14 protein-coding genes and 1 tRNA gene are annotated in these 16,159 nt (G+C 60.4%); 10 read left to right on the top strand and 5 right to left on the bottom strand.

Going from position 1 to position 16,159, the window contains the following annotated elements:
* From AXG89_RS10240 to AXG89_RS10225, 4 genes are all read right to left on the bottom strand, one after another.
* Window positions 1–1,008, bottom strand: coding sequence for a flippase-like domain-containing protein (locus AXG89_RS10240; RefSeq protein WP_061998861.1), 1,008 nt, complete (start codon window positions 1,006–1,008; stop codon window positions 1–3).
* Entirely contained in the window at window positions 1,005–1,823 is an 819-nt protein-coding gene (locus tag AXG89_RS10235; protein ID WP_062169578.1) for a HalD/BesD family halogenase, read from the bottom strand. The genes AXG89_RS10240 and AXG89_RS10235 overlap by 4 nt, the downstream gene beginning before the upstream one ends.
* Window positions 1,820–2,518, bottom strand: a complete 699-nt coding sequence (locus tag AXG89_RS10230) for a CDP-alcohol phosphatidyltransferase family protein (protein WP_062169576.1) — start codon at window positions 2,516–2,518, stop codon at window positions 1,820–1,822. The genes AXG89_RS10235 and AXG89_RS10230 overlap by 4 nt, the downstream gene beginning before the upstream one ends.
* A gap of 194 nt (window positions 2,519–2,712) precedes the next feature.
* A complete protein-coding gene (locus tag AXG89_RS10225) occupies window positions 2,713–3,450 on the bottom strand; it encodes a DUF4136 domain-containing protein (RefSeq protein ID WP_061998858.1) in 738 nt (245 codons plus the stop codon).
* Between the two features lie 263 nt (window positions 3,451–3,713).
* Here AXG89_RS10225 and pepN point away from each other — a divergent pair, with 263 nt between their 5' ends.
* The 9 genes from pepN to AXG89_RS10185 all read left to right on the top strand — a co-directional run bounded on the left by pepN (window position 3,714) and on the right by AXG89_RS10185 (window position 14,321).
* The gene (gene pepN / locus AXG89_RS10220) at window positions 3,714–6,425 is read left to right on the top strand and encodes an aminopeptidase N (protein WP_062169574.1); all 2,712 of its coding nucleotides are present in this window, start codon (window positions 3,714–3,716) and stop codon (window positions 6,423–6,425) included.
* Between the two features lie 152 nt (window positions 6,426–6,577).
* The gene (locus AXG89_RS10215) at window positions 6,578–7,603 is read left to right on the top strand and encodes a class 1 fructose-bisphosphatase (protein ID WP_061998856.1); all 1,026 of its coding nucleotides are present in this window, start codon (window positions 6,578–6,580) and stop codon (window positions 7,601–7,603) included.
* A gap of 53 nt (window positions 7,604–7,656) precedes the next feature.
* Window positions 7,657–7,732 (top strand) — tRNA-Thr (locus tag AXG89_RS10210).
* Between the two features lie 251 nt (window positions 7,733–7,983).
* Entirely contained in the window at window positions 7,984–8,304 is a 321-nt protein-coding gene (locus AXG89_RS10205; RefSeq protein WP_119024630.1) for a hypothetical protein, read from the top strand.
* Window positions 8,301–9,350, top strand: a complete 1,050-nt coding sequence (gene mdtN, locus AXG89_RS10200) for a multidrug transporter subunit MdtN (RefSeq protein WP_062169572.1) — start codon at window positions 8,301–8,303, stop codon at window positions 9,348–9,350. The genes AXG89_RS10205 and mdtN overlap by 4 nt, the downstream gene beginning before the upstream one ends.
* The gene (locus AXG89_RS10195) at window positions 9,331–11,304 is read left to right on the top strand and encodes an FUSC family protein (RefSeq protein WP_062169570.1); all 1,974 of its coding nucleotides are present in this window, start codon (window positions 9,331–9,333) and stop codon (window positions 11,302–11,304) included. Before mdtN ends, AXG89_RS10195 begins: the two co-directional genes overlap by 20 nt.
* A complete protein-coding gene (locus AXG89_RS10190) occupies window positions 11,291–12,841 on the top strand; it encodes a TolC family protein (protein WP_062169568.1) in 1,551 nt (516 codons plus the stop codon). The genes AXG89_RS10195 and AXG89_RS10190 overlap by 14 nt, the downstream gene beginning before the upstream one ends.
* A 533-nt stretch (window positions 12,842–13,374) precedes the next feature.
* Window positions 13,375–13,521, top strand: coding sequence for a hypothetical protein (locus AXG89_RS42090; RefSeq protein ID WP_162916035.1), 147 nt, complete (start codon window positions 13,375–13,377; stop codon window positions 13,519–13,521).
* Between the two features lie 194 nt (window positions 13,522–13,715).
* A complete protein-coding gene (locus AXG89_RS10185) occupies window positions 13,716–14,321 on the top strand; it encodes a chorismate mutase (protein ID WP_062169566.1) in 606 nt (201 codons plus the stop codon).
* On the opposite strand, the gene AXG89_RS10180 is transcribed toward AXG89_RS10185, so the two are convergent.
* Window positions 14,318–15,463, bottom strand: coding sequence for an exonuclease domain-containing protein (locus AXG89_RS10180; RefSeq protein ID WP_062169564.1), 1,146 nt, complete (start codon window positions 15,461–15,463; stop codon window positions 14,318–14,320). The two genes, AXG89_RS10185 and AXG89_RS10180, sit on opposite strands and share 4 nt — an antisense overlap.
* Before the next feature lie 292 nt (window positions 15,464–15,755).
* On the opposite strand from AXG89_RS10180, the gene AXG89_RS10175 reads away from it, so the two are divergent.
* Window positions 15,756–16,004, top strand: a complete 249-nt coding sequence (locus tag AXG89_RS10175; protein ID WP_069638375.1) for a hypothetical protein — start codon at window positions 15,756–15,758, stop codon at window positions 16,002–16,004.
* Window positions 16,005–16,159 lie beyond the last annotated feature (155 nt).

The raw sequence follows: 16,159 nt of genomic DNA, 5'->3' as shown, positions 1-16,159 counted from the left end.
TTATTCGATATCCGGCACGCGCGCAAGACGACGGCGCTGCCAGCCCTTTTCAGCGAAATGAAGATAAACGATGCCCGGCAAACCCAGCAGCAATTCACGCGCGCGCTTGGCAAGCGAAAGCGCCAGGGCGGCTTCGGGCGGCAAACCAATCAGGCGCGCGAGCAGCAGGTAGCCGCCCTCCTGCACGCCGAGCGAACCGGGCACGGCGAACGCCGCGCCACGAATGGCCTGGCCAAGACTTTCCAGCATCAACGCTTCGCCCCACCCAACCGGCGAGCCGAGCAAATGCAGTGCAAGCCAGACTTCGCCCGTACCGACGATCCAGCCCAGCAGGCTCAGCGCGAAACTCGCGGCAACCGGTCCGGGCTTCTTGTAAAGCTCGAGCACGGCGCTATCGACGGCTTCCGCGCGCGATACCAGCGACGACCAGTCGCGCTTCTTCGAAAAGCGCGCCGCAAACTGGGAAGCAAAACGCGTTGCCCGGCCGAACAAACCCGCACGCTGCGCAAAGAAGAAGCCGACGACCATCAGCGAGCACACCACGATCACGATCAGCACCGGCAGCAACATGCCCACGCCCGATGCATAGCCGCTCAGGAGCGCGAGGCCGATCATTGCGAAGATCATCTGGCCGACGGACTGCATGGTCGTGCTGACGGTGATGACGGCGGCGGCGTCGCGCGCACGCATGCCGCGCTGCGAGAGATAACGCACCATCAGCATGGGGCCGCCTATCTGGCCGGCCGGCATCAGGCTATTGACGGACTCGCCGGTCCAGCGTGCGAGCAATGCGTCACGGAACGTGACATCGCGTTCATTGCGGGGGAAAAGAGTTTCGATGGCCAGCGCGTCGATCACGACCGGCAGCACATGAAATGCCGCGACCGCGAGCAGTCCCCAGCCAGCGGCCGCAAGCGCCGTCGCGACGGAACCGAAACCCTGCCAGCCCAGCAGCGCGATGAACAACACCACGCCGAGCGACAGAAGGACAGTTCCAGCGCGGCTCATGCGGCGCCGTTCCTCCCGCCTTTGCGGCGGAATACCTGGCCGAAACCGAAGTACGCGATCGAATCCTTCATGTTCGAGATAAAACGCTGCCACGGCCGCATGTTCGGATTCGTGACGTACTCGAAAGTCAGCGATACGCGAAATTCATTCGCGCGTGCGGGCGTGATGCGATGGCGCAGCTTGTCGCCATCGAAGAAAACAAGGCCGCCCGGCGGGATTTGCACCGAGCCGGGTTGATCCGGAATCTCAGGCGTGCGCGTGTGCAGCTCGTAGTCGAGGCGGCACGATGAATCGTCCATCACGCCCAGCAGCAGCGTGTAACGGCGGCCTTCGTAGTACGACGTGTCGTAATGCCAGCCGATGTGATCGCCCGCCTTCGTATAGAAATACAGCGCGTAGGCATGCGGGTCGTCGGCAGGAGACTCCTGGAGCGTGTCGCCGCTGATCTTTTCCAGCCATTTGATCAGCGCGGGAGACCGGTACAAATCGGCGATGAACGGCGCCAGTTCGTCAATTGTGTGCCGGCTTACGCTGCCGCCCGCCTTGTGCCCCGGAATGTAATTCCGGTTGATTGAAGGCGTCACGGCACGCACGGCCTCGACGAGCTTTTCCGTGAACGCGCTTGGCAGGAAGTCTTCCAGATACAGGAACGCGCCCTGGTCATCGAAGGTCTTGTGCAGCGTTGCCGGCTGAAGACCCGCGGCAAAACGCTGAAAATGTGCGGCGAGCGCTTCGTCGACAGCCTGCACGCCTTTGCGCGCGGCAGTCGTGCCGCCGTAACTATGCGTGGAAGCCGGATTGACAGTTGAATTCATTGAACAGCCTGCAAGTCTTGTCCGTCGGCGTCCCCGCTCGATGCTGTATTACGGGCGGCACGGCGAACCACACGCAGATAGTCCACCACGACCCATACTGCAAACAGCGGCGCGCCGATGGAAGCAGCAACAAGGAACGGCGTCATGCCATTGAGCAGGGTCACGACGGGCAACAGATACAAAACGTCTTCGGTTTCAAAGCCTGCCATGGACGCCTGTTTCGTACCGTTTTTACCCGCCATGGATTCAATTCGCATGCGCAAGAAAAAGATCAGCGCGACTGCAACGCCCGCTACGCCGCCCAGCCATTGGGCCGGAACGATCATTGACGGATGATGCACGCCGACGTAGAACCCAAGTCCTACAAACAGCAACACGGTCACGACAGAATCGCACGCGAGGTCGTAAAAATGACCGGTCTTGCTGGATTGCCCACTGATCCGCGCCAATTCACCGTCCGTATGATCGACAAAATTCGACACAGCGATTAGTAAAGCACCCAGGCTGCAAGACCAGAAACTGCCAACCGACAGGTAGTATGCGCCAACCACGCCAATGAGCAGGCGCAAGGTGGTGAGATGGTTGGGGGTAATCGGGGTGCCGATCAGCGGCGTAACCAGGCGCCGGGCGAGCCGCGCGTCCAAGGTTGCGGGCTCGGGAAGGGCACGGAGTGTAGCGTTGCGGGGATTGTTCATCCTCGAAATATATCTCGTTTCGAGTTTAATTGCATATATGGGGTCACCGGATTCGATGCGCGTTAGAGCCGCACTGTGTCCGCATTCGAGCACAGTGCAACGCAAAGTTTTATTGCTCGTTTGAGTGTTCCAAACCTAAACCATGGTGCGGGCAAAGTAGCCCGTCTAAACGTCGGTATTTTTTTCTTGACCGCCTACTGCAGGGGTACTGGCACCGCCGTCGGCGGGCTTGACGGTTTGCTGGCGCTTCCCGCTGCGACCGCGGTCTCATTGCTGGCACTCCCGGTTTTGTCGAGCGGAATCTTCACCGTGCGGACCGTTCCGTTACCCAGCGGGAAATCGGTCAGCGCGCTACGGATCAAATATGGCATGGCCCGCACCAGCGACGCCTCGCCGCCCGAATTGCTTGCGCTCACCTTGTAAACCTCGCGCCCGGTTGCCCGATCAGTCAGGCGGATCTGCAGCGCGTGGACGAATACAGGATAGCTTTGATCGACGTATCCCGCCGGGCCCATGTCCCAGCCGCCCCACGCCCCGTAACCACCCCAGCCTCCGTACGGGCGTCCGTACCAGCCGCCGTACATGGGCCACGGATCGTAATAGACCGGCTGCCGCACCGTCACGAAGTCACCGCGAATGGAATACGACAACTCGACCCGATAAGTCGCGCTCGTATCCGGCACCTGCCGAAACGAATGCGTCGCGAGTTCGTTCGCAACCAGCGCTTCATACGTTTTCTGTTCGATGCTGTTCTGCTGCTCCGCCGAGCGCGCAAACGCATACGTCCGGGTCGCGTCGCTACCCGACCAGTCCGAAAACGCCGAGACCTGCGTCTGGACGTAGGTCGTGCACCCTCCGAGCAGTGCGAAACCCGCGATCAGCGCTACGCGCGCCGCACTTTTCCATTCTCCGCACAACCGTCCAAACGCCATGGCCGACCTCTTTGATTCCGTTGATCTTCTTACGCTGATTTTTTAGCGAGCCCCACCAAGCCAGTGCCACAAGCGCTGCATGGATATTGCCTTGCCCCACCTGTTAAGAGACTGTAATGCCCTGTCGAAGTTCGGGGAATAGGCCATTCGGCTGACCCCGAATCGAGCCCACGTTTCTCCGAGCCTTTGTACAATGGTCCGATACAAGGCCGCCTCGACCGCCTCGCAGCCGAGGCACAGCTCCCAACTCAATTCGAACCGACATGTCCAACTCGACCGCCCCAGCCGTAATCCGCCGCGCCGACTACACGCCGCCCGCATTCCTGATCGACACCGTCGCGCTCGAGTTCGATCTCGTGCCGGAGCGAACCGTCGTGCGCAACACCATGCGCCTGCGCCGCAATCCGGACGCCGCGCCGGCGGCGAGCCTGGAGCTGATTGGCGAACATATGGAGTTCCTTGGCGCCACGCTTGACGGACGTCCGCACGCGGACGTCCGTGTCAGTGAAAACGGTCTATCGGTGAACAATATTCCGGACTCGTTCGAATTGACCATCGAAAGCACGTGCAACCCGGCGGCCAACACCACGTTGTCGGGGCTGTATGTATCGAGCGGCAATTTCTTTACGCAATGCGAGGCCGAAGGCTTTCGCCGGATCACGTATTTCCTCGACCGACCCGACGTCATGTCCACCTACACGGTCACGCTGCGCGCCGACAAGGCCGCTTATCCAGTCTTGCTGTCGAACGGCAATCTGATTGAAGAAGGCGACCTGGAAAACGGCCGGCACTTCGCCCGCTGGGAAGATCCGTTCAAGAAGCCGAGTTACTTGTTCGCGCTGGTCGCGGGCAAGCTGGTCAAGCTCGAACAGCGCATGAAGACGGGTTCGGGCAAGGAAAAGCTGCTGCAGGTCTGGGTCGAACCGCACGACCTCGACAAGACCCAGCACGCCATGGATTCGCTGGTCCATTCCATTGAATGGGACGAACGGCGCTTCGGACTGGAGCTCGATCTTGACCGCTTCATGATCGTCGCCGTCAGCGACTTCAACATGGGCGCGATGGAAAACAAAGGCTTGAACATCTTCAACACGAAGTACGTGCTGGCCAATCCGGAAACGGCGACCGATATTGATTTCGGCAATATCGAAGCTGTCGTCGGCCACGAATACTTCCATAACTGGACCGGCAACCGCGTGACCTGCCGCGACTGGTTCCAGTTGAGCCTGAAGGAAGGCCTGACGGTCTTCCGCGACCAGGAATTTTCCGCCGACATGGCCGCTGGCCACGAGCCGGGCGCCGCCGCGGATGCTGCGCGCGCGACCAAGCGCATCGACGACGTACGGGTCCTGCGCCAGATGCAGTTTGCCGAAGACGCGGGCCCGATGGCGCATCCGGTGCGCCCGGAAAGCTACGTCGAAATCAATAACTTCTACACGATGACCGTCTACGAGAAAGGCTCGGAAGTCGTGCGCATGTACCAGACGCTGCTCGGACGCGACGGTTTCCGGCGCGGTATGGATCTCTACTTCCAGCGGCACGACGGCCAGGCCGTGACGTGCGACGACTTCCGGCACGCCATGGCCGACGCCAACGGCCGCGACCTCTCGCAATTCGAGCGCTGGTACAGCCAGGCGGGCACGCCGCGCGTGACGGTGCGCACGCACTACGACGCTGCCGCCAAACGTTATTCGCTGACGCTCAAGCAAGGTTACGGCGAGGCGTCCGAGGCTGCGCGCGCGACGCAAAAAGGTCCGTTGCTGATTCCGTTCTCGATCGGTCTCATTGGCAAGAGCGGCGCTGACTTGCCGCTGAAACTCGAAGGCGAGAAAGAAGCGCTTGGCACAACGCGTGTACTGGAATTCACAGAACCCGAGCAGGTGTTCACGTTTACCGACGTCACGGAGGAACCATTGCCGTCGCTACTGCGTAATTTCTCGGCGCCGGTGGTGGTCGAATACGACTACACCAACGAGCAACTGGCGTTCTTGCTGGCGAACGACAGCGACCCGTTCAATCGATGGGAAGCCGGCCAGCGCCTCGCCACGCGCGAGTTGCTGACGCTGGCGGACCGGGCATCGAAGGGAGAAGAACTTACCCTCGACGACCAGGTGGTCGCAGCCTTCGCCCAGGTTCTCGAAGATCAAACACTCACGCCGGCGTTCCGGGAACTCGCGCTGATGTTGCCATCGGAGGCATATCTCGCCGAGCAAATGGCCGTCTCTGACCCGGCCGCGGTCCATGCAGCACGTGTGTTCGTGAGCCAGCGGCTCGCCACGAGCCTGCGCGACCGGTGGCTGGCCGTCTACGAAGCCAACCGGACGCCGGGTGAGTATCGCGCGAGCCCGGACGACGCCGGCAAACGCGGCTTGAAGAACCTCGCCCTCGCCTACTTGAGCCAGCTCGACGACCCGACCCGCGCCATCGAACTCGCGAGTGCGCAGTACGACGCCGCGAATAACATGACGGACCGGTCGGCGGCATTGTCGGCGTTGCTGACGGCGGGCGCATCGGGCTCGGCCGATACCACCGCTGCCAATGCCGCGCTCGACGACTTCTACAAACGTTTCGAGAACGAGCCGCTTGTCATCGACAAATGGTTCTCGTTGCAAGCCACGCAACGTGGCGGACCGAAACGCAACGTGCTCGAAATCGTGCGCAAGCTAATGCAGCACCAGGCGTTCACGCTGAAAAACCCGAATCGCGCCCGTTCGCTGATCTTCAGCTTCTGTGGCGCCAATCCGGCGCAGTTCCACGCCGCCGACGGTTCCGGTTACGCGTTCTGGGCGGAACAGGTGATCGCGCTCGACGCAATGAACCCGCAAGTCGCCGCGCGCCTTGCACGCACGCTCGAACAATGGCGCCGGTACACGCCTGCCTTGCGCGAAAAAGCGCACGCGGCGCTGGAACAGGTCGCGTCGAAGGTGAAGTCGCGGGATGTGCGTGAAATCGTGGAAAAGGCGCTCGGTCAATAATTGCCAGAGATCGAGCTTTCACGCAAAAACCGGCGCTTCGGCGCCGGTTTTTTTGTGCCATATAGCTGCCATGCTTTTTGTGACATCAAGACACACAAGCTGAGCGGGTAGAATCTGGGGCATTCGTCTTAACGCTCCCGGAGCCCAACGCAATGTCGACCCCTTCATCGATTTCCCGTCGCACCACGCTGACCAAGTTGCTGATTGAGCAGCAGCGCGAACATCAAAACCTTCCCGCCGACCTGCGTTTGTTGATTGAAGTCGTGGCGCGTGCGTGCAAGCAGATCAGCTATCAGGTCAGCAAGGGCGCATTGGGCGAAGCGCTCGGCTCGGCCGGCAGCGAGAACGTCCAGGGTGAAGTGCAGAAGAAGCTCGACATCCTCTCGAACGAAATCCTGCTCGAAGCCAACGAATGGGGCGGCAACCTCGCCGCGATGGCATCGGAAGAAATGGAAAAGATCTTCCCGATCCCGAATCGTTACCCGAAGGGCAACTATCTGCTCACGTTCGATCCGCTCGATGGCTCGTCGAACATCGACGTGAACGTATCGATTGGGACGATCTTCTCCGTTCTCCGATGCCCCGACGGCATGGAGCCGAGTGAAGAGGCGTTCATGCAGCCGGGTTCGGCGCAAGTCGCGGCAGGCTACGCGGTTTATGGACCGCAAACGGTGTTCGTGCTGACCACGGGTTACGGCGTCAACTGCTTCACGCTCGATCGCGAACTTGGTTCGTGGGTGCTCACGCAAAACAACATGCAGATTCCCACTGAAACGCGCGAATACGCAATCAACGCGTCGAACAGCCGTCACTGGTACGCGCCGGTGCAGAAGTATGTGAACGAACTGAACGAAGGCAAGGATGGTCCGCGCAAGGAAGACTTCAACATGCGCTGGATTGCATCGATGGTCGCCGACGTGCATCGCATCCTGAATCGTGGCGGCGTGTTCATGTACCCCGCCGACAAACGCACGCCGGATCGTCCGGGCAAGTTGCGCCTGATGTACGAAGCGAATCCAATGGCGTTCATCGTGGAGCAGGCGGGCGGCGCCGCGACCGATGGCGAACAGCGCATTCTCGATATCGTTCCGACCAGCTTGCATCAGCGCGTCCCGGTGTTCCTCGGGTCGAAAAGCGAGGTCGAACGCGTCACGCGCTATCACGCAGAAAAGAATTGACCAGGGGTCTTGCCAAACTCGGCGAAGGGTCCTTATAATCTCGTTTCTCTGATGCCGGAATAGCTCAGACGGTAGAGCAGCGCATTCGTAATGCGAAGGTCGGGGGTTCGATTCCTCTTTCCGGCACCAAATAGCATCAAGCAAAAGCCCAGTCTTCGGACTGGGCTTTTTGCTTTGCTGATTCGCGTTGCGTTCGACTTAAAAACTCAAGACATAAACTCCGCCCGCGTTATCTCATTATTTCTATTTGATGCACGCTTTCGGAAAATTCGTAATAAAAGTTGTGCATTGTGCGAATTCTTGGATATGAATTTGCCGCGCTGTTAAAGTGCCCATGATTTCGTTGCTTCCCCCGGGCCTTTATCAACACGCACGCTGCAATGCCGCCAAAACCCATTCAAATAAGCGTCCGCAACGCGATCCTGCAGCGCACGCGGCATCTTTCCGCGACTCCTGTGTTGAGTCTGCTTCTCTCGGGATGCGCGTTACGCGGTGCGCCGTCATATGAAATCTTCGGCGCCTATTTTCCGCTCTGGTTAATGAGCGCGTTGATCGGGTTTATTGGCGCGCTGATCGCACATCGAATATTCGTGTCCACTGGCCTTGCGCAGATCGTCCCGTTTCAGCGTTTCGTGTGCATGGCTATTGGCGTCATGATCGCCGTGCTCTTCTGGCTGTCGGGAACAGGACATCTGCCATGAAAATCGCCGGCAAACGCCAAGGCTTTATGAAAGGTCGAATGATCGCGGGCGTGATCATCGTGCTCGGTCTCGCAGCGGCGTACTACGCGTATGACCGGACAACCCGCTTTCCTTCGACCGATGACGCCACAATCGATGCCGATGTAGTCCACATCGCATCGCCGGTCGGCGGCCGCATCGTCCGGTTGCTCGTGGAGGACAACCAGCACGTTGCAAAAGGCGACGTGCTGTTCGAGATCGATCCGGTTCCGTTCCGGCTGCTGGTCGCGCAGACCCAGGCCGACCTCGATCTCGCCCGGGCGGCGCTGGAAACGCGCCGCAAGAGGCTCATCAGCGAGCGCGCTAATGCGGTGATCGCAGGAGATCAGACCGGAAAAGCCGCACGCAACTATGAACTCGCATCGCGCAGCGTGCAGCGGCTCACGCCGCTCGCGGCGAAGGGCTATGTGTCCACGCAGCAGCTCGATCAGGCGCAAGTTGCCCAACGCGACGCCGCGCTGTCTCTCAAGCAGGCACAAGAACAAAAGCAGGCAACCGCGCAGACGATCGGCGACGATGCAGGCGAAGTCGCCATCGTGGTTGCGCGCGAGGCCGCACTCGCGATTGCGCAGCACAGCCTCGATTCAAGCATCGTGCGCGCGCCGCACAATGGTTTTGTCACGGGCCTCTCGGTGCTGGCCGGCGAAACGGTCGCGCCGCATCAGTCGATCTTCACGCTCGTCCACTCGGACGAATGGTTCGCGGTCGCGAACTTCCGCGAAACGGAACTCGCGCGCATTCAACCCGGCGATTGCGCAACCGTCTATTCGATGATCGACCGAAGCCAGGCGATCCACGGCAAGGTGACGGGCATCGGCGCGGGTGTTGCCGATACCGACCGGATCGATCTGCCGCGCTCATTGCCTATCGTTCAGCAATCAGTGAACTGGGTCCGCGTCGCCCAGCGCTTCCCGGTTCGCGTGCGTCTTGACGAGCCGGCCGCGCAACTGGTCCGGGTTGGCGCAAGTGCGATGGTCGAGGTGCGGCATGGCGCAGCCTGCCGGTGATCTTGCCCGGCCGGGTGCCGCCGACATCCTGAAGCTCCTCGCGCCCTTTCCCGGGCGAGCGGCAATGGCGTGCCGCATTGCGTTGATCTGCGCGCTGACGGCATATGTGACAAGCGCCTACGGCACGATGGAAGCCGCGATTTCCGCTTATGTCGTGTTTTTCCTGAACCAGCCCGACCGGGTGATGAGCGTCGTGCAAAGCATCGCGATGCTCGTGCTGGTCACGGTGTTTCTCGGCATCGTACTGATCGTGGCCATGTTTGCGCTCGACGATCCCCTCTGGCGGGTCGCATGCATCGCGGGGCTGTCGTTCGGATTGCTGTTCGTGACGTCGGCGAGCAAGCTGCGGCCAGTGGGCGCGATCCTCGCGATGATCATCGGCTTTTTGCTCGATGAACTCGGCAGCGTGCCGTTCGGCGAAGTGGCGACCCGCGCCCTGCTCTACGCCTGGGTGATGACAGCAATTCCGTTCGCAGTATCGGTTTGCGTCAACGTGCTGATCGCGCCGTCGCCACGGCGGCTCGCGGGCCGCACGCTAGCCAGGCGCCTGCGGCTTGCCGCCCGGAGCCTGGTCGACCCGGAGTCGACACAAGCCGCACTCGGCGCCTGCTTGCGTGAAGGCGATGCGCAGATCGGCACATGGCTGAAGCTGTCAGTCGTCGACGGCTCGTCGGCGCGCGCGGATTTCCCGGCGCTCAGGCAAGCGGTTTCATCGACGCTTGCGATTCTGGTCGCCGCCGATCTGGCCGCCCGCGAAGCATCGGCGCGTTTGCCCGCAGCCTTTGCAGCACCGATGGCCGACACACTGGAGAACATGGCGCGCATGCTCGAAGCAGGCGGTTATCCGGTCGATATCGAGCTCACTCTGCCCGGCGTGGCTGAACTGCCGCCGCTCGCACGAGTCGTTGCCGAAGATCTGCAGCGGGCGATCACCCGCTTTGCGGTGGTTGAAGCCGATGCACCGCTCCCACCGCCCGCCGCCAAATCCGGCGGGTTCTTTCTGCCCGATGCATTCACGAACCCCGAGCACGTCCGCTACGCGCTGAAGACCACGGCAGCCGCGATGTTCTGCTATCTGCTCTACACGCAAATCAACTGGCCGGGCATCCATACCTGCTTCATCACCGTCTACATGGTGTCGCTCGGCACGACCGCCGAAACCGTAGAGAAAATGACGCTGCGTATCGCCGGGTGTCTCATTGGCGCGATCCTCGGTACGGCTGCGATCGTGTTCCTGATGCCCGTGACGACGGCCGCTCTCGGGCTGATGGGAATCGTGTTTGCCGGTACATGGCTCTCGGCGTGGATCGCGTTTGGTTCGCCGCGTATCGCGTATGCGGGATTCCAGATCGCGCTGGTGTTTTTCATGTGCGTGATCCAGGGTCCGGCGCCCGCATTCGACCTGACCATCGCGCGGGATCGCACGATCGGGATTCTGATCGGCAACGTGGTCGTCTATCTCATCTTCACGCGCGTGTGGCCGGTAAGCGTTGCGGCGCGCGTGGATGCCGGCCTCACCGCGCTGCAACAGCAATGGAAGCGGATCGCGATGCTGACGCACGCCGGCACGCGCCGCGCGATGGCCGCGAGCGCAATGGCTCAATGCGGCGCGCTGGAACAGGATCTTGCGACGATGCATTTCGAGCCGTCATGGGTTCGTCCAGATGCAACGTGGATCGCCGAGCGCCGCAACGCACTGGCCAGGCTCGACGCCCTTGAAACGCCCATGTTCCTGCTCGCAGAACGGCATCCGGGCGATACCGCCATCGACGATTGGATCAGCCGGCTTTCAGGTGAAACCGTTGGCGCCGGCACACCACCACCATCGCCCGCCGATGCAAACAACGACACGCGCACCGCCTTGCTCGGCCTCGGCAATGCACGCCTCATCCAACTCGAACACGCCGCGCCGAGCGACGCGGCGAAGGGCTTCACGACTCATGCTGCGGCTTAAGCCTTCCTTCGCACTGGCAATCCTGACGGCGGCGGGTCTGGCCGGGTGCGCGACATCGTCCATCGATATGGCGCCCGAGAGCCCCGACCATCCTTGGCAGCCAAAGACGGATTCGACGGGCGCCATCGTGCCCGGGCCGGCGACGGGATCAGCAGGATCGGTGTTGGCAAGCAACTATCAATTGCCCGCGAATCCCGCGCTCGCCGCCGTTCGCCCTCCTCCGGCGCTATCGCAGTCACATGCGTACGAGTTGGCCGAACTAATCGATCTGGCGGAATCGGCGAATCCGCTGACGCGTATTGCGTGGAACGATGCGCGCAACGCAGCGCTGGCGGCAGGCATTACCAAGGGCGCGTACCTTCCGCAATTATCGATAGCAGCAATGGGACAGTACGCGGCCACCCAGGGCCCGAACTCGTCGGCGTTCGACGGTTCGTCAACCAATGGCTCGGGACACGGCGCGACATCGGTGCTGTCGCTGCAATGGCTGCTCTTCGATTTCGGCGGACGCGCCGCACGCGTCGAGGCGGCGTCGCAGGGTTCGGTGATGGCGAACATCGGCTTTACCGCGGTTCACCAGCAAGTGATTTTCGATGTCAGCGTCGCGTTCTATACCTATCAGGCGGCGCGCGCCCGTATTGCCACCACGCGGCAAGGCCTGGACAACGCCGAAGCCATTTTCGCCGCCGCGCAATCGCGCTACAAACATGGCATCGGCACGGTCATCGAAGTCGCGCAGGCCAACCAGAACCGCGCGCAGGCGAAGCTCGCGCTGGTCCAGGCGCAGGGCGTCGAGAGCAATTCCTATCTGATGCTGATTTCGGCCATGGGAATATCGCCGTTATCGCAACCCATGATCGCCGTGATGCCGGCGCGCACGCTTCCGTCACCGGTGAACGATTCAATCGAGCGGATCGTGTCGGACGCGATTGCCCGGCGCCCCGACGTGCTAAGCGCCTATGCCGCCGAACGAATCAATTTCGCAAAAGTAAAGTCCGCCGAGTCGGAATTCATGCCGAAGGTTTTTCTCTCGGCGAACGGTGCGTACAACACCGGCAGTTCTTCCATATCGGCTGTTCCGAGCATCGGCCAGCAATTGCCGACGGTGAACCTGAGCGGCGGCCGCTACGGCGGCAGCGTGATCGTCGGCGTGACCATTCCGTTATACGACGGCGGCTTGCGGCAGGCCGTGCTCGCACAGGCACGCAACGATGCCGACAGTGCGTCCACCCGCCTCGCCCGAAGCCGCGAAGAAGCGGTCCGGCAGATTGTCACCGCCCAGAACACACTGCAGACGAGCCTTGCCGCGAACGCCGCCGCGAGCGAATTGCTGAGCGCCGCGCAGACCACGTACGACGCCGCGTTCGACGCATACCGCCAAGGCGTGGGTTCGATCACTGACGCGTTGCTCGCACAGAACCAACTGCTGGTCGCGAAAAACGCAAGCGCGGACAGTTACAGCGGCGCGCTCTCGGCGGCGGCCGCATTGGCGCTTGCAACCGGCTCGATTGATTCGGTTGCAGCGCGGTCCAACTAGCCCTTCAGCGCTAAATATTCTTTCGCTGCAATGCTTCACGCCGCACACTTAAAGTAATGCGTTAAGCCCGGAATTTAAACTCATCGTAAAACGAACATATTCACGTCGCTTTATCGATGTTTCGGATTTATCTGATTTGCGAACATTCGTTTCTATGGGAATGTGCGCTGCCAAACGCATCGAGAGCAAAAAGCTTTTTAAAAGTTAATAATTTGGTCAACCGAGCCGAAATGCTGCCGTTATCAATAATAGGAGGACGCGTTATTCAGCGGTTTGCGCCACGCCGAATAGCGCATCTGGCGCATCACGCAGAGTTTGAAGCATCCGGCGAAATATTTGCCGCAAAGCAGCATGGGTATCGGCAATAAAGGCAGAAGCCAATACCGACGGATTAACTTGTGAGACGCTTAAGTCACCTCAGGGTTGTTCCGTTAAAGCAACAAAGAAACCGGAAAAGTTCCAACCGCGCATTCGACGCTAGCGCGAAGCCAGAGTCGAGATTGATAATCGACCTCATACAAGGAGAGAAAGTGATGGACGCCAAACCGACCAAAATTCCGACGCCCGACAAGGTGCGCTGTCCGGATCAAGATCCGGTCGCAGTCGAATTCCTCGCGGAATTGCCGGAGCATGTCCGGGCCTTCTTCGACGAACAACGCAACCTGTGCGACTCGAAGTAATTGCTGAAAATTTTCGCATGCGCCATGCGTGTGCCGGCTTTGTGTGGACCGCGCGCGGACTGCGGCCGCTACACGCCTGAGTTTCGCGACATCTCTCCTCTGTGATGCCGTGCGCGGCCGCGCGCATCACAATGTGACAACCATTTCAAACATCGTGGGTTAAGCTGCGGCTCTTCGCACGCTAACGGCCGCTCATGCTCTCCACTTCCTTCTTGCGTACTCTGCGGACCATCGCTTTTGCCGCCACGTCCATGACGATCGCCGCGACGTTTGCATCGAATGCTCTAGCCGACGGCGACGATACTCCGCTCACCAATCTCATCGCGTTATCGTCGCAACGTTTGGCTCTGGCTGAACCTGTCGCACGCTGGAAATGGGCGAATCACGAATCCATCACCGATCAACCCCGCGAGGCCGCGCTGCTTTCCCGCATTGACAGTCAGGCGAAGGCCGCCGGAATCGATCCGGCGTTCGCGCGAGATTTCTTTCGTGATCAGATCGAGGCGAGCAAGGATGTGCAGAACGCCCTTTTCGACAACTGGCGCAAGTCCCGTCCGCCGGAAGGCACGCCACCGGATCTCGCCCGAGATACCCGGCCGCAACTCGATCGCGTGACAAATTCGCTGCTTGGCGCGCTGGCCCGCGTGGAGCCCTTGCGTCACGCCGATGACTGCCCGGTGCGCCTCTCCGACAGCATCGCTCGATGGAAACATATGACGCGCTACGACTCGACCCAGAATGCGCCGCTGACACGCGCGTTATCGCACGTCTGCGCGGGAGGCGTCGGGGCTGTGGGTTAAGCGGATTCGGTGCCAACCAGCATTGCAACCCCGAGCGGCACGATCTTCAATCCACGCGACAACCGCTCGCTGAGAATTCGATAGGTCGACAACTCGAAGACCGCCAATGCTGCGGACGAACGCAGGCGCGCAGCTTCGTCGAGAGAAGTTGCCGTGCCGAAAAACTGCCACCCGTCGACCACATGCCAGGCGCGCGCGCCGGTCGTGGCGTCCGCCTCTTCGATCGCAATTGCGCCGGGATGCGTCCATGGCGCGCCGCGCGGATCGTCGCGACGTGCTTTCGATACACGGTTATGCGCCGGACCAAGCCGCGCAATCGAACGCCCTTCCTCGAGCATCGCGCCAATCTCACCGCCCGTCCCCGTCCACTCGACGCGCCTCACGAGTTCCGCAAGCCGCTGTTCCTTCGCGGACCGCTTCATACCCGTCAAATGCGCGCGCACGCGCTGACGCAAACGCACGCTTCGCCCCACATAAAGCGGCACGTCGTTTTCGCCGTAGAACACATAGACGCCACAACCCGCCGGAATGCGCTCGATGGTGTCTTCATCGATATCCCCGGCCAGCCGGAAGCGCCGCGTGACCTGATCTATATGACCGCGGAGAATATCGGCGGAATGCGCGTTGTGGAGGTGCTGCCAGAACTGCCAGAGAAGATCGGCATCGGCGAGTGCCCGGTGACGGGCAAACGGAACCAGCGCGTGCCGCTCGATCAACGCATCCAGACCGTGCCGGCGCTCGGTAGGATAGATCGCGCGCGACAACTGCACCGTGCACAGAACGTCCGGCTGAAACCTGATGCCGTGTCGTTTGAATTCGCTGCGCAGAAAGCCGTGATCGAAGCGCGCGTTGTGAGCCACGAACAATCTGCCGTCGAGACGCGCCAGAAGATCATGCGCGATGACATCGAAAGTCGGCGCATCACGCACCATTGAATCGCTGATTCCGGTGAGTTGCTGAATGAAGAATGGAATGGGCTGCTGCGGATTGACGAGCGAACTCCATTGCGTCACACCCGCCGGGCCGACTTCGACCACACCAATTTCAGTGATTCGATGAACACCCAGGCTTCCGCCCGTTGTCTCCAGATCGACAAAAACCAGCGGCTCGGCACAATAGAGATTGGAAACGGTTGGGAGCAAGGCTGCTGACCACTAATAGAGAGAGTCAGCCCATTTTAGCCCACGGGCCGTCCGCCCTTCGAATTCATGCAATTCGCCTATTGAGTTCGGAGATTGAAAGGACGATTCATCGCAACATTTGCGAAATCGGGCTCCGAAAATCGCCATCGGCATAATTTACTTGCGATGTAACCAGTTTTATCGAATCGTAAGCGTTTACGAGTCTTGTTACCGAAGCAGACGCTCGGCATCATGGATGTGTACCGCAAACACTTTTTAAGGAGGTCATGTCGTGACGACCGAACTCAAAAGCATGTTTTCGTGGATCAGGACTCTGGTAGGCCCTCAACCCGCAGTGGAAACATCAGAAGCACAAACGTTGTCTTTACTCGATTTCGATCCAGCGTGGCATGGGGATCACTGGCAAAACTTGTTGTCATCACCAATGGATGCTCGGCGGTACGTAATGGAAGACTGGACTTTTGCGGCTCCTCTGTCGCTTGAAACCCAGGTTGAAGACGCACCGGGGCAGGCTAAAGAAGAAATGGAGCCTGCATTCTGAGGTTTTCGTGGAAGACTGAGATTGCACCAAGCGGATTCCTCGTGAATCCGCTTTTCGCGGTTTAGACGAAAAAAAAGCGCGACGGTGAAGTCGCGCTGACAAGGTTTGGAGATCTTTTCCGTCAACGAAAAAGTCTGCTTCGGAAAGCAGCGATT

The sequence above is a fragment of the Burkholderia sp. PAMC 26561 genome (assembly GCF_001557535.2).
Lineage (GTDB): Bacteria > Pseudomonadota > Gammaproteobacteria > Burkholderiales > Burkholderiaceae > Caballeronia.
Note: the sequence above shows the minus strand (reverse complement) of the source record. Positions and strands in the feature narration are given on the sequence as shown.